Genomic DNA, 14600 nt, shown 5'->3' on the forward strand with positions numbered 1-14600 from the left:
TTTTGCCGCCATTCGGCGCCGGGGCGGCAGACGAGCGCACCCCCGAGGCGCCCGCTTGTCTCATTCTTCACAGAAAGAAGCCGCTTAAAAATGAACGCCCCGATCGAGCTGACCGACGAACAGATCCACAAGAACATGGCCAATGCCATCCGCGCCCTTTCGATGGATGCGGTGCAGAAAGCCAATTCCGGCCACCCCGGCATGCCGATGGGTATGGCTGATGTGGCCACCGTGCTGTTCTCGAAGTTCCTGCGGTTTGACCCCAAATGGCCGACCTGGCCGGGTCGCGACCGTTTCGTTCTGTCGGCCGGTCATGGCTCGATGCTCATCTATTCGCTCTTGCACCTGACGGGCTACGAGCGCCCGACGATGGAAGACATCAAGAATTTCCGTCAGCTGCACAGCCCGACCGCCGGCCACCCCGAATTCGGCGAGTGCCCGGGCGTTGAAACGACCACCGGCCCGCTCGGCCAAGGTCTTGCCACCTCGGTCGGCATGGCGATTGCCGAACGCCTTGCCAACAAGGAATTTGGCGGCGACCTCTTTGATTACCACACCTATGTGATCGCCGGTGACGGCTGCTTGATGGAAGGCGTTTCGCAGGAAGCCATCTCGCTCGCCGGTCACCTGAAGCTCGGCAAGATGGTTGTCCTCTGGGATGACAACTCGATCTCGATCGACGGCAAGACCGACCTGTCGACCAGCGAAGACATGCACATGCGCTTCGAAGCTGCCGGCTGGCATGTGCAGTCGGTGGACGGCCATGACGAGGAAGCGATTGAGACCGCCATCGAGCTTGCCCGTGAAGACGAGCGCCCCTCGCTGATCGCCTGCCGCACCGTGATCGGCTTCGGCGCCCCGAACAAGCAGGGCACCTCGGCAACCCACGGCTCGCCGCTCGGTGCTGACGAAATCGCCGCCGCGCGCGTTGAACTCGGCTGGCCGCATGAGCCCTTCGTGATCCCTGAAGATGTGCTCGCCAACTGGCGTAAGGTCGGTGCGGCCGGTGCCAAGCTCACCGCTTCGTGGAAAAAGAAATTCGATGGCCTCGATGCTGCTAAAAAAGCCGATCTGGAGCGCCGCCTGAACAAGGACCTGCCGGCCGGCTTCGACAAGGCGATTGACGACTATAAAGCCAAGCTTGCGGCTGAACCCCAGAAGGTCGCTACCCGCAAGGCGAGCCAGATGGCGCTTGAAGTGATCAATGCGGTGCTCCCCGAAACCATCGGCGGCTCGGCGGACCTCACGGGCTCGAACCTCACGCTCACCAAAGGCATGGGCGCGATCACCGCTGACGATTTCTCTGGCCGTTACATGTATTACGGCATCCGCGAGTTCGAAATGTGCGCTGCCATGAACGGTATCGCGCTCTCGAACATGCATATCCCCTATGGCGGCACGTTCCTCGTGTTCACCGATTATGCCCGCCCGGCGATCCGTCTGGCGGCGCTGATGAAGCAGCGTGCGATCTATGTGATGACGCACGACAGCATCGGCCTTGGTGAAGACGGCCCGACCCACCAGCCGATCGAGCATCTGGCGTCGCTGCGCGCCATGCCGAACCTCAATGTGTTCCGCCCGGCCGATGTGGTCGAAACGGCTGAATGCTGGGCACTGGCACTGAAAGCCAAGGAAACGCCGAGCATCCTGTCGCTGACCCGCCAGAACCTGCCGCAGCTGCGCGCCGAATTCACGACTGAAAACCTCTGCGCCAAGGGCGGCTATGTGCTCCGCGAGGCCACCGGCGGCAAGCCGAAGGTCGTGCTGATCGGCACCGGTTCGGAAGTCGAGATCGCGGCGAAAGCCCGCGACATCCTCGAAGCCGAAGGTATTGCCACCCGCCTTGTTTCCATGCCGTCGACCGAGCTTTTCGACAAGCAGGACGCTGCCTACAAGGCAAGCGTGCTGCCGGCGGATGCCCTGAAAGCATCGATCGAAGCCGCGTCGACCTTCGGCTGGCAGCGTTACACCGGCCTTGACGGCGTGAATATCGGGATCGACAGCTTCGGTGCGTCGGCCCCGGCAGAACAGCTTTACGATCATTTCGGCGTGACTGCCGAAGCGCTTGTTGCGGCTGTCAAAAACAAGCTCTAATAAAAAACAGCAATTCTGGTCCCCAGACCACGATCTAACCCGGAGGAATACCCATGACGGTTCGTGTTTCCATTAACGGCTTTGGCCGCATCGGCCGGAACGTGCTGCGCGCTATCTATGAAAGCGGCCGCACGGACATCAAGGTTGTTGCCATCAACGACCTCGGCGATGTCGAGATGAATGCCTATCTCCTGCGTCGCGACAGCGTCCACGGCCCGTTCCGTGGTGAAGTCGGCGTGGACGGCGACAGCATCGTCGTGAATGGCGACCGTATCCGCGTAACCGCCGAGCGCAACCCGGCTGACCTGCCGTGGGGCAAGGAAGGCGTTGATATCGCCATGGAATGCACCGGTATCTTCACGAAGGCTGAAAAAGCCCGCCTGCACCTCGATGCCGGCGCCAAGAAGGTGCTGATCTCGGCGCCCGGCACGGGTGAAGACCGCACCGTGGTTTACGGTGTGAACCATCACCTGCTGACCAAAGACGACATCATCGTCTCGAACGCGTCCTGCACCACCAACTGCCTGGCACCCGTTGCCAAGGTGCTGAACGACCTCGTGGGTATCGAGCGTGGCTACATGACCACCGTTCACGCCTACACTGGCGACCAGCCGGTGCTTGATACGCTCCACAGTGACCCGCGCCGCGCACGTGCGGCTGCCCTGTCGATGATCCCGACCTCGACCGGTGCCGCGAAAGCCGTTGGCCTCGTGCTGCCGGAGCTCAAAGGCAAGCTCGACGGTTCGGCCGTTCGCGTACCGACCCCGAACGTATCGATGATCGACCTGAAGTTCGATGCCGGCCGCGAGACCTCGGCGGAAGAGATCAACGCAGCCATCAAGGCAGCTTCGAACGGTGCGCTCAAGGGCGTTCTCGGCTACGAAGACACCCCGGCTGTTTCGATCGACTTCAACCACTGCGCCAACAGCTCGACCTTCGACGCCAGCCAGACGAAAGTCATCGACGGCAAGTTCGTGCGTGTCCTTTCGTGGTACGACAACGAATGGGGCTTCTCGAACCGCATGTCGGATACGGCAGTGGCGATGGCCAAGCTCGGCTGAGGCTGAGACAGAATACCGGAGGGCGGCCTTGTGCCGCCCTTTGTTTTAAAGGACCGGAGACCTCCCATGACCTTCAAGACCCTTGATGACCTCCCCGACATGACCGGCAAGGTTGCCGTTGTCCGCGTCGATCTGAACGTGCCGATGCAGGACGGTGCTGTCAGCGATTTCACGCGCCTTGAGGCCGTGAAGCCCACCGTGGATGCGATTGCCGCCAAGGGTGGCCGCTCGGTGCTGCTTGCGCACTTCGACCGGCCGAAGGGCAAGGTCGTGCCCGAGATGTCGCTTCGTCAGGTGATACCCGCACTTGCCAAAACGCTTGGCCGTTCGGTCGGCTTTATCGAGCTTGGTGACACGCTTCCCGCCGACGAGGTCGTGGTTCTTGAAAACACCCGTTTCCATCCGGGCGAGGAGAAGAACGACGGCGAGCTTGCAGCGCAGTTCGCGGCCTACGGCGACGTTTATGTGAACGACGCTTTCTCGGCTGCGCACCGCGCGCATGCCTCCACCGAAGCCATCGCCCGCCTCTTGCCCGCCTATGCCGGTGCCACGATGGGCGGCGAGCTGAGGGCGCTCGAGGCAGCCCTTGGTGCGCCGAAGCGCCCGGTGGTGGCTGTGGTCGGCGGTGCCAAGGTTTCCTCGAAACTCGCGGTCCTTGAAAATCTCGTTGCCAAGGTCGATCACCTGATCATCGGCGGCGGCATGGCCAACACCTTCCTCTATGCGCAGGGCATCGACACCGGCAAAAGCCTTTGCGAGAAGGACCTCGCCGACACCGCCAAGGCGATCCTCGCGAAAGCCGCCGAGGCTGGCTGCAAGATCCACCTGCCGACCGATGTCGTGGTCGCGAAGGAATTCAAGGCCCACGCCGACAACCGCGTGTGCGCAGCGGGTGATGTAGCCGCCGACGAGATGATCCTCGATGCAGGCCCCGCAACTGTTGCGGAACTCGCCGATGTGCTGAAGGCATCGAAAACGCTCGTCTGGAACGGCCCGCTTGGTGCGTTCGAGATGGCCCCGTTTGATGCCGCCACCGTGGCACTTGCGAAAGCGGCAGGCGACCTGACAGTGAAGGGCAGCCTTCTGACGGTTGCTGGCGGCGGCGATACGGTTGCCGCACTTGCGCATGCTGGCGTCAAAGACCAGTTCACCCATATCTCCACGGCGGGCGGCGCCTTCCTTGAATGGATGGAAGGCCGCGAGCTGCCGGGTGTGGCGGCCCTCGGCTAAGGGCTTCACGCGCCGCAACAGGCATGTAACATTCGGGCTGGCATCATGGGTGCCGGCCCGATGTCTTTTCGGGGGGTAGTGCCAAGGGGAACGCTGATGAGACTGCACCATAGCCTGATAATGCTCGGCCTCGGCCTTGCCGCCTGTGCAGACGAGGCCCCGGTGAGTCCGCGCCTGAATGAAATCCAGTTTGTGGGGACCCACAATAGCTACAAGGCGCAGATTGACCCAATGCTGTTCGCCCGCATGACGATGCAGGACCCGGCCCGCGCCGAAACCCTTGATTACTGGCATGCCCCCTTGGCCGAGCAGCTGGACGCAGGCATGCGCAATCTTGAGCTCGATGTGGCGTGGGACCCCGCAGGCGGCCTCTATGCCAACCCGCTGGGCTACCGGATGCTGCAAGCGGAAGGGGCGACGGGCCTGCTGCCCCACGATACCACTGGCCTGGATGTGCCGGGCTTCAAGACGCTGCATATTCAGGACGTGGATTTCCGCAGCCACTGTGCCACATTTGAAGCCTGCCTCACGGATCTTGCCACATGGTCCGCCGCCCATCCGCGCCATGTGCCGGTGATCGTGACGATGAACCTGAAAAGCGGCCCATCCCCCATCGAGGGCGGCCCCGCGGCACCCAAGCCCGATCTGGCGGCCCTGAAACTGCTGGATGAAACCCTTGTCAATACACTCGGGGCGCACCGGCTGTTCACGCCCGATGACCTGCGCGGAAACGCACCGAGCATCGCCAAGGTGCTGGATGTGATAGGCTGGCCAACCGTGGATGCCCTTCGCGGCAAATTTATCTTCGTGATTGATGAAACCGACGCGGACCTCCGCCGTGATTATGCGGCGGGCGACCATATCGGCCTCCGTGGCCGGGCCATGTTCATGACGCTGCCCATGGACGACCCCGCCGCCGCAATCACTGTGCTGAATGACCCGGTGAAGGACGCCGACGCCATCGCCGAGGCTTTGGAGCGCAGCATGATCGTCCGCACCCGCGCCGACGCTGACACGATGGAAGCCCGGAACGGTGATACCGGCCGCCGTGATGCAGCGTTCGCAAGCGGCGCCCAGATCGTGACGACCGACTATTACAAACCCGACACCCGCTTCGGCACCGGATACGAGGTGCATCTGCCGGGCGGCGGCAGTGTGCGCTGCAATCCGGTAACGGCGGGAGAGGGGTGTGTTTCACCTGCGGAATGAGACCCCTAATACCAATGATACCAATTGTTTTTGGTGGCTTAGTCAGTTGCGCGGGGAACCGCCTTTGTGTATGAAAGGCGCACTCAATACCAATCGACCCACCTTTTCATAAATAATTCAGGGGGCCCCCAATGAAAGTCTCGAAAACCGTCAAGGCGATCCTCGCCCAGTATGAGTCCGATAATCCGGGCACGAAGGCGAACCTCGCCCGCATGCTCTCCACCGGCAAGCTCGCCGGCACCGGCAAGATGGTCATCCTGCCCGTTGACCAGGGCTTTGAACACGGCCCCGCGCGCTCCTTTGCGCCGAACCCGGCCGCTTACGACCCGCACTATCACTTCCAGCTGGCGATCGATGCAGGCCTCAATGCCTATGCCTCGACCCTCGGCATGCTGGAAGCTGGCGCCGACACCTTTGCGGGGCAAATCCCTACCATCCTGAAGATGAACAGCTCTAACAGCTGGGCCACCACCAAGGACCAGTCGGTCACCGCAAGCGTGGATGATGCCATCCGCCTTGGCTGCGCGGCTGTGGGCTTCACCATCTATCCGTGCTCGGATCAGGCGCTGGACCTGTTTGAAGAATTCACCATGATCGCCGAGGAAGCCAAGGCCAAGGGCCTTGCCGTTGTGCTGTGGTCCTACCCGCGCGGCGGCGAGCTTTCGAAAGCCGGCGAAACCGCGATGGACGTTTGCGCCTATTCGGCTCACCTTGCCGCCTCGCTCGGCGCGCATGTGATCAAGGTGAAGCTGCCGTCCGAACATCTGGAACAGCCCGAAGCTCGCAAGGCTTATGAGGCCGGCAAGATCGATATCTCGACGCAGGCGAAGCGTGTGGCGCATGTGATGCAGTCGTCCTTCAATGGCCGTCGTCTCGTTGTCTTCTCGGGCGGCGCCACCAAGGGCACCGACAGCGTCTATCAGGATGCGCGCGACATCTATGCCGGTGGCGGCAGCGGCTTCATCATCGGCCGCAACACCTTCCAGCGCCCGCGCGAGGAAGCGATTGCCATGCTTTCCAATATTATCGACATCTTCAAGGGCAAGGCCTAATAGTAGGCCAAACCCGGATGCGGATCAGGCCCTGCACCTTCGGGTGCGGGGCCTTTTCATTTTCAGAGACGAGACGACACCATGAGCCAAGAAACCTTCCTGCCGCCTTGCCAGCTTTACCTGATCACGCCGCCGGCGATCCCTGATCTTGAAGCCTTCGGGAAAGATCTGGAAGCGGCCCTGAGCGCCGGCCCCGTTGCTTGCGTGCAGCTGCGCCTGAAGGATGTGGACGATGCCACGATTTTGGATGCCGCCGCGCACCTGATGCCGATCTGCCATGACCATGAAGTCGCCTTCCTGATCAATGACCGCGCTGACCTCGCCCTTGCGGCAGACGCCGACGGCGTGCATCTGGGGCAGGCCGACGGCACGGTGGAAAGTGCGCGCAAGATGCTGGGGATGGACCGCGAGATCGGCGTCACCTGCCATGGCAGCCTGCATCTGGCCTATGAGGCCGGCGAGGCGGGCGCCAACTATGTTGCCTTCGGTGCCTTTTTCGATACCGATACGAAACAGACCGAGCACCGCGCCGATCTGGAGCTGCTGACCACCTGGGACGAAGTCACCGAAATCCCCTGCGTGGCCATCGGCGGCATCAAGCCGGAGCATGCAAAGACGCTCGCCGACGCCGGCGCGCATTTCATCGCCGTCTGCTCGGGCGTTTGGGGCCACCCCAAGGGTCCGGCGGCTGCCGTGAAGGAATATGTCGCGGCGCTTGAAGGCTGATCCGATGAAATCACTGATCGCCGCGCTTGCCGCCATCCTCGCCGCTACGCCCGTTATCGCGGCGGACGCTGATCTCCTTCTGCGTCATGTCACCATCGTCGATGTTGAAAAGGGCGTCCTTGTTGCTGGCCAAGCGGTGGCCACAGCGGGTGACACCATCCTCGCCGTTGGGCCGGACGCCGAGATTGCAGCTGAGTGGCAGGCCGCCGAGACAGTTGACGGCGAAGGCCGCTACCTGATCCCCGGCCTGTGGGACATGCATGTGCATTTCGGTGGCGGGCCGGACCTGATTGCCGAGAACAAGGCACTTCTGCCCCTTTATGTGGCACACGGCATCACCACTATCCGCGATGCCTCCGGCGATCTGCCTTATGACGTGCTGGCGTGGCGGCAGGAAATTGCCGAGGGCAAGCTGTTTGGTCCCACGCTCCTGTCCTCCGGCCCCAAGATCGAAGGGCTGAAGCCGCTGTGGAAAGGCACGATCGAGACCGGTTCGGAAGCCGAAGTCGACGCGGCAGTTACAAAACTTAAGGGCCTGAAGGTCGATTTCGTGAAAATCACCGACAGCACCCTGAAGCCCGACCTGTTCCTTTATGCCGTGGGTGCGGCCCGGAAAGCCGGCCTCAATGCATCGGGACACATCCCGATGGCGCTGACGGTGGGGCAGGCGGTGGACGCTGGTATCAGCTCCATCGAGCACCTGGATTATGCCTTCAAGGCCGGTGTGAAGGATGAAGCCGCGATTGCCGCCGATTATGCGGCTGGCAAGATCGACCGGGCAGCCGCAACCCGCCGCCTCGATGCCGGGTTCGACCGCGACACCGCGATGAAGGCCTATCGCCATTTCGCCGAGAAGGGCGTGTTTGTCAGCCCCACGCTGAACGGTGGCCGCATCCTCGATTATCTGGATCAGGACGACCATGTGGACGACCCCTTCCTCGCCTATATCGGGCCGAAGCTTCGGGCGACCTACCAGTGGCGGGTTGACCGCGCCGCGAAGGCGACACCGGAAGAGATCGCTTTCCGCCATGCCCATCACGAGCATGTGGCGGCGGTGATGCCGCTCCTTGCTGAAGCGGGGGTCAAAATTCTGGCGGGCACCGATGCGGGCTTCCTGAATTCCTTCATCTACTCCGGCCCCGGCCTCCATGACGAGATCGCCTATTATGTGGAAAAAGGCCTGACCCCCGCTGTGGCACTGGCGTCGGCTACCCGCACCGGGCCTGAATGGTTCGGCAAGCTGGATCGATACGGTGCCATCAAGGCAGGCAAGGCGGCGGATCTGGTGATCCTTGACCGCAACCCGCTGGCCGATATCCGCGCCACACAGGCGATCCGCGCCGTGATCCTGCGCGGCCAGTTCCATGACCGCGCGGCGCTTGACCGGATGCTGGAAGAGACGAAGGCGAAGGTCGATGTCTGGAATGCAAAAGAGGGGCGCTGATACGCCCCTCCCGCTTCAATCTTTGCCGGCGTTCCGGCTGGCCTAGTTCAGCCCCTTGATCGCCTCGAAGATCGCCTCGATCTGCGGGCGGTCGCGGTAGGCTTTCTCATGCAGCTTGGCGCGGATGTTGCCCGATTTGTCGGTGATGGCGATCAGCGGATGCGGTACGCCGTAGGCATAGTGGCCGGGGCGGAATTCGTCGTTCAGGATACCCATCTCGTTGATGATCTTGGAGCCTTCATCCGACAGCAGCGGGTAATTCACCTGCCATTTTTTCGTGAAGGTGGCGAGATTGTCTTCGGTGTCGTAGCTGACGCCGACGAGGTTATAGCCCATGTCCGCCGCCATGGTCTCGGCATGCAGGTTGAGGTCAATCAGCTGCAGCTGGCAATAAGGGCACCATTTGGCCGAACGGAAGAAGACGACAACCGCGCCTTTCTCACCCACGAGATCGGCAAAGGCACGGGGCTTGCCATTCTGGTCCGGCGCTTTGATGAGCGCGGCGATATTGGTGCCGACGGCGGGCCCGAGGTCATCCGGCGCATCGGCGCGCGCGGGCAGGGTAACGATCATCAGAAGAAAATAGAGGGCGGTGAAAAGGCGCATGTCAATCTCCCCTAGAACATACCGGCTGCTTATAGAAAGCGACGGGACCCAAGTCCCGTCACGTTTCCTTGACGATGATGTTACCGGCTTCAGATGCGGTTGCCGAGGGCGTTGTCGAGGCTGAAGCGGCCGCCGCCTTTCACGGCATAGTTAAGCGCGAGGATCGCCCAGAGAACCGGATATTCCCAGCCGCCCGATGTCCAGAAGAAGCCGGCGCCGAGGTGGAAGGTGCTGGCAACCGCAAGCATCACGAGGACAGCGATGGCAGCGGGCCGGGTGAAGAGGCCGAGGGCGAGAAGGAGCCCGCCGAAAAACTCGACCGAACCGGCGCCGAGGGCTGCGAGATAGCCGTTCGAGAAGCCCATCTGGGTCTGGAAGAACTGGCCGGTGGCTTCAAGGCCGTAGCCGCCGAACCAGCCGAACAGCTTCTGGGCGCCGTGGGGCATCAGGAAAAGGCCCGTCGCAACGCGGACAAGGGTATCGGCATGGTCGGAAAACTTGCCGACGATGGATTCGATCGAGGGAACCGGCAGGGTGGCGCCGAAGATTTGTGCTTTGGTGGTCATTGTTGGTCTCCGTATCTGTCTATCTTGTCAGCGGGCCCTGTGGCCGCGCCGTGCTGTTCAACTGATCCGGAATATGACGTTGGGTACGTTGAAGGGATAGCCATACAAATGTATAGGCTGTGTTGCTAAATATCGAACGCCATGCCAATGGCGTTCGCCAATCCCCCATTGCCCCCCATCCTAAAATCTGATACATGCGGCGCCGACCCGGCCCCGGCGCAGCTTTCGGATTGTGCCACATTCGGGCCGAACGTTCTTTGGCTTTATTAGACCTTGTGAGGAAGTCCCCATGAAGATCGACGGCAACTCGATCCGTATCGGCAACGTGCTCGAGCATAACGGCGGCCTGTGGCGCGTCACCAAAACCCAACACACGATGCCCGGCAAAGGCGGCGCTTTCATGCAGGTCGAGATGAAGAACCTGCGCGACGGCACCAAGCTCAACGAGCGTTTCCGGTCGGCAGACAAGGTCGAGCGCGTCACCCTTGAGCAGCGCGACTATCAGTTCCTGTATGCCGAAGGTGAAAAGTTCATTTTCATGAACCAGGAAACCTACGACCAGATCGAACTGACCGCCGAAGACATCGGCGAGGCTTCGGTCTTCCTGCAGGACAATATGATCGCCGTGATCGAATTCTTCGAGGAAACTCCGCTCGGCGTTTCGCTGCCGGAGAAGGTGGTTCTGGAAGTGACCGAAACCGAGCCCGTCGTGAAGGGCCAGACCGCCGCTTCGAGCTACAAGCCCGCGATCATGGACAATGGCATCCGTGTGATGGTACCCCCCTTCATCAATATCGGTGACCGCATCGTCGTGCTGACTGAAACGCACGAATATTCGACCCGCGCCGAATAACATCCGTTTCCGCTGCCCCGGTTGCGGCCGGGGCGGCTTTCGCTCTTTCTAATGTTGTGTCCGAGTTGTGCCCTTAAAGGAGGGATTATCCCATGTCGCGCCGTTCTCCCCTGATGAATGTCATCGTTTCCGCCGTCATGAAAGCGAGCCGTAACCTGCGCCGCGATTTCGGCGAGGTGGAGCAACTGCAGGTCTCCAAGAAGGGCCCGGCGGATTTCGTATCCGCTGCGGACAAGCGCACTGAAAAAGCCCTCTATGAAGAACTCTCGCGCGGTCGCCCCGATTTCGGCTTCCTGATGGAAGAACATGGCGAAATCGCCGGCAAGCGCGATGACGTGCGCTTCATCATCGATCCCCTTGATGGCACCACCAACTTCCTGCACGGCCTGCCGCACTTCGCGCTTTCCGTGGCCGTGGAAGAAAAAGGCGAGATCGTCGCCGGTGTTGTCTATAACCCCATCGTTGACGAGCTTTTCTGGGCCGAAAAGGGCCAGGGTGCCTATCTCAATGACACGCGCCTGCGCGTTTCGGGCCGCGACAAGATGGAAGCCGCCCTTCTCGCCACCGGCATTCCCTTCAAGGGCAAGGACGGCCACGACACCTTCCAGGCCGAGCTTGCCGAGTTCGCCCCGAACGTTGCCGGCATCCGTCGTTTCGGCGCCGCATCCCTTGATCTTGCCTATGTTGCCGCTGGTCGTTTCGACGGTTACTGGGAAGACAATCTGCAGTCATGGGACATTGCGGCCGGCATCCTGATCGTCAAGGAAGCGGGCGGCTATGTGTCCGATATTACCGGCGGGCAGGACATGCTGAATTCCGGTTCGGTCATCGCCGCGAACGACCGCCTGCATGCCCCGATGGAACGGGTGATCAAACGCGCCCGCCGCGGTGCTGCCAAGACGGCCTGACCCCGTCCTTCCGTCAACAAATCTGAATGGCTGCCATACGCGCGTGTGGCAGCCATTTTCATTTGCACACGGCCTTGGGCTCTGTTCCAATCCGCCGCGAACAGCGAGAGGAGTCAGCAGATGTCCGAACCCGTCACCATCATCGGCAGCCCGGTTTCACCCTATGTCAGGAAGGCGCTGATCGCGCTTGAAGTCAAAGGCGTGCCGTACCGGATCGATCCGCAAATCCCGTTCCTGACGCCGCCGGAGTTTACCCAGATCAGCCCGCTGCGCCGGGTACCTGTGTATCTGGACGGTCCGTTCGTGCTCAACGATTCGTCCGTCATCTGCGAATATCTGGAAGAAACCCACGGCGGCACGCCGCTTTACCCCGCGGAGCCGCGCTGGCGCGCCAAGGCCCGCTGGTTTGAGGAATATGCCGACGACCATTTTGGCCGGAACGTGGTTTTCTGCCTGTTCATGCAGAAAGTGATCCGCCCCTTCGTGCTGAAGGAAGAAGGCGACAAGGAAATGATCCGCAAGGCGGAGGAGGAAACCCTGCCAGCGGCGCTCGATTATCTTGAAGGCGTGCTCCCGGAGGTCGGTTTCCTGTTCGGTGACCGGCCTATGATGGCGGACTTTGCCATGTCGACGATGCTTCTGAATGCGCGCTATGCGGGGTTTGAGGTTGATGCCGCCCGCTGGCCGACGGTCGCCGGTTGGCGGGACCGCTGCTTCGAGGCCGAACCGCTCGCCCGCCTGCATGCGCTTTCGGACACGCTCATGACAACGCGCCGTAAGGAAATGCAGGGCGCGATCGACGCCTATCTTGCCGAGCGCCAGTCTGCGGCCTGAGGGATCAGTCGAGGATTTCGGGTGGCACCAGCGGCCTCAGGGCTGCGTCCAGCCGGTCGATCAGGGCCGCGTCCACGGCTTTCGAGCACATCATGCGGCGTTTGCCACCCGGCGGGATATCGGGATACCCCTGCGCTGTGACCGTGGCGGGGTCCAGCCCGGCGGATTCGAGCCCGGCGGCGAGGTCAAGCTCGGAGGCGACCATCAGGTCGAACCTGCCCTGATCCAGCATCCGGTACATGTTGGCGTCATTGTTGACGAGCTTCACGAGGGTGAAGCCGCGCCCCTGCAGCTGGAAGATATCGTCAAGGAACGGACCGTAGGACACATTGTCGACAATGCCGATCTTCACCGGCCTGTCGAACTGGATGTCGCGCATCAGGCTGAAACGGGTGAGAAGATCACGGTGTTCGGCGCGTGCAACAAGAACATGCGGGGCGTCTTGCCATATGGGGATGCTGAAACGGGCGTGGCGCTGCCGTTCGGGTGTCTTGAACCAGCTGATGGTGCAGAAGGGATCGGTTTGCTGCACCAGCGCCAGTGCGCGCTGGGTTGGCATCATGACGAAACGCGCGTCGATTTCGGCGGTCGCCAGTGCCTGCTTCAGCACGTCGGTCAACAGCCCCGTCGGGGTGCCGCTCTCGTTGGTGAAGTGATAGGGCTTGCGCTCGGGATAGGCGATGGTCAGCGGGTCGGCAGCATGAAGCGGGGATGCAAAGCACCCCATGATCGCCCATGCCCAAACCCAAAGCCTAGCCATTGCCGGAAAACCCCATTCCAGCGACCCCCCGTGCCTAGCATAGGGGGAGGGGAGGTGATCCGGCAAGCTGGAAGGTGATGTGTCCAACTCTAAGTTACTGTATCAAAGGCAAATACAGTCTGTGAGCGGTATTTCTCGCCAGGCCGCAAGATCGCCGACGGCCATTCCGGATGGTGTGGGCTGTCCGGGAACAGCTGTGTTTCAAGGCAGAGACCGGCAGTGGGGCCGTAAAGTGCGCCACCCTTGCCCTTGACGCCCTTCAGATGCTGGCCGGTGTAGAACTGCACGCCAGGCTTGTCGGTCAGGACCGTCATTCGGCGCCCGCTTGATGGGGAGACAAGCGTGGCCACGGCATGGACCGCGCCGGGCGCAAACCGGTCCGCGACGATCCAGTTGTGGTCATACTGGCCGTGCACCATGCGTGTTTCCCGGAAGTCGAAGCCGCTGCCGGCAACCGTTTCAGGATCCAGCGGCAGATTTGCGCTGTCTACCGGCAGGTAACGATCGGCGGTGATCATCAACTGGTGTCCGAGCGCCGATCCCGCCGCATGCCCATCCAGATTGAAATAGCTGTGCTGGGTGAGGTTCACGAGCGTGGCCTTGTCGGTTGTCGCCTCATAGTCGACAGCGACTGTGCCGGGTGCGGTGATGCGATAGGTGACGCTGGCATGCAGCGTGCCGGGGAAGCCGTTGTCGCCGTCGGGGCTTGTAAGCGTCAGCCGCAAGGCCGGGCCTTCCAGCATTTCGGCGGTCCAGAACCGTTTGTCGAAACCGTCCGGCCCGCCGTGCAGCTGGTTTGGCCCTTCGTTCGCGGTAAGCCGGTATTCGGTGCCGTCAATCGTGAAGCGGCTGCCGCCGATGCGGTTGGCATAACGCCCGGCCACACAGCCGATATAGGTGCTGTCGGCCTCATAATCCGCGATTGCATCAAAACCCAGGACGACATCGGCAAACGTGCCGTCGCGATCAGGCGCTGTCAGCGAGACGATCCGGGCACCGTATTCGGTGATGCCGAAGGTGAAGCCGCAACCGTCTGACAGGCGATAAAGGCTCACCGGGCGGCCGTCGCTCAGGGTGCCGAAAGGCTCGCGGGTTATACCGGGCAGGGCGGTTTCAACAGGCATCAGGCTCACTCCAGATACGGGCGGCGCTACTATGGCGCGGGTGCGGGCGCTGGTCCAGCCTCCGGTAAACTCTCGCAACTCTGCCCTTCCTTTGCCCGATTTTGGCCCCTAATATGCGGCTAACCTGTTGAAG

The 14600-nt window shown here is 61.7% G+C and carries 14 protein-coding genes; 10 read left to right on the plus strand and 4 right to left on the minus strand.

Annotated features, from left to right (window positions below):
- Positions 1–90: 90 nt before the first annotated feature.
- The 7 genes from tkt to OU694_RS14375 all read left to right on the plus strand — a co-directional run bounded on the left by tkt (position 91) and on the right by OU694_RS14375 (position 8816).
- Entirely contained in the window at positions 91–2094 is a 2004-nt protein-coding gene (tkt, locus tag OU694_RS14345) for a transketolase (protein ID WP_308911698.1), read from the plus strand.
- Between the two features lie 53 nt (positions 2095–2147).
- Positions 2148–3155, plus strand: coding sequence for a type I glyceraldehyde-3-phosphate dehydrogenase (gene gap / locus OU694_RS14350; protein ID WP_308911699.1), 1008 nt, complete (start codon positions 2148–2150; stop codon positions 3153–3155).
- A gap of 66 nt (positions 3156–3221) precedes the next feature.
- Positions 3222–4385, plus strand: coding sequence for a phosphoglycerate kinase (locus tag OU694_RS14355; protein ID WP_308911700.1), 1164 nt, complete (start codon positions 3222–3224; stop codon positions 4383–4385).
- A 96-nt stretch (positions 4386–4481) separates the two neighbouring features.
- Entirely contained in the window at positions 4482–5594 is a 1113-nt protein-coding gene (locus OU694_RS14360; RefSeq protein ID WP_308911701.1) for a Ca2+-dependent phosphoinositide-specific phospholipase C, read from the plus strand.
- A gap of 131 nt (positions 5595–5725) precedes the next feature.
- Entirely contained in the window at positions 5726–6646 is a 921-nt protein-coding gene (locus OU694_RS14365; RefSeq protein WP_289503656.1) for a class I fructose-bisphosphate aldolase, read from the plus strand.
- A gap of 81 nt (positions 6647–6727) precedes the next feature.
- Positions 6728–7372 carry a thiamine phosphate synthase gene (thiE, locus tag OU694_RS14370; protein ID WP_308911702.1) on the plus strand — a complete coding sequence of 215 codons (645 nt, stop codon included), beginning with the start codon at positions 6728–6730 and terminating at the stop codon, positions 7370–7372.
- A 4-nt stretch (positions 7373–7376) separates the two neighbouring features.
- Positions 7377–8816: an amidohydrolase family protein gene (locus OU694_RS14375; RefSeq protein ID WP_308911703.1), complete on the plus strand. Its 1440-nt coding sequence runs from the start codon at positions 7377–7379 to the stop codon at positions 8814–8816.
- Positions 8817–8858: 42 nt separating this feature from the next.
- Here OU694_RS14375 and OU694_RS14380 read toward each other — a convergent pair whose 3' ends face one another.
- Together OU694_RS14380 and OU694_RS14385 are read right to left on the minus strand one after the other, a co-directional pair.
- Positions 8859–9422 carry a peroxiredoxin family protein gene (locus OU694_RS14380; RefSeq protein ID WP_308911704.1) on the minus strand — a complete coding sequence of 188 codons (564 nt, stop codon included), beginning with the start codon at positions 9420–9422 and terminating at the stop codon, positions 8859–8861.
- Between the two features lie 89 nt (positions 9423–9511).
- On the minus strand, positions 9512–9988 hold the full coding sequence (locus OU694_RS14385) for a DoxX family protein (protein WP_308911705.1): 477 nt from the start codon (positions 9986–9988) through the stop codon (positions 9512–9514).
- A 289-nt stretch (positions 9989–10277) separates the two neighbouring features.
- Between OU694_RS14385 and efp the strand changes: the two genes are divergently transcribed.
- The 3 genes from efp (at position 10278) to OU694_RS14400 (ending at position 12583) form a co-directional block, all read left to right on the plus strand.
- Positions 10278–10841, plus strand: a complete 564-nt coding sequence (efp, locus tag OU694_RS14390; protein WP_308911706.1) for an elongation factor P — start codon at positions 10278–10280, stop codon at positions 10839–10841.
- Between the two features lie 92 nt (positions 10842–10933).
- On the plus strand, positions 10934–11749 hold the full coding sequence (locus OU694_RS14395) for an inositol monophosphatase family protein (protein WP_308911707.1): 816 nt from the start codon (positions 10934–10936) through the stop codon (positions 11747–11749).
- 120 nt (positions 11750–11869) lie between these two features.
- On the plus strand, positions 11870–12583 hold the full coding sequence (locus OU694_RS14400; protein ID WP_308911708.1) for a glutathione S-transferase family protein: 714 nt from the start codon (positions 11870–11872) through the stop codon (positions 12581–12583).
- Positions 12584–12587: 4 nt separating this feature from the next.
- Here OU694_RS14400 and OU694_RS14405 read toward each other — a convergent pair whose 3' ends face one another.
- Complete coding sequence (locus OU694_RS14405) at positions 12588–13343, minus strand: substrate-binding periplasmic protein (protein ID WP_308911709.1); 756 nt, start codon at positions 13341–13343, stop codon at positions 12588–12590.
- Positions 13344–13432: 89 nt separating this feature from the next.
- Positions 13433–14467 carry an aldose epimerase family protein gene (locus tag OU694_RS14410; protein WP_308911710.1) on the minus strand — a complete coding sequence of 345 codons (1035 nt, stop codon included), beginning with the start codon at positions 14465–14467 and terminating at the stop codon, positions 13433–13435.
- Between the last annotated feature and the right edge of the window lie 133 nt (positions 14468–14600).

This window comes from Pseudokordiimonas caeni, assembly GCF_026719705.1.
Classification (GTDB): Bacteria; Pseudomonadota; Alphaproteobacteria; order Sphingomonadales; family Kordiimonadaceae; genus Gimibacter; species Gimibacter caeni.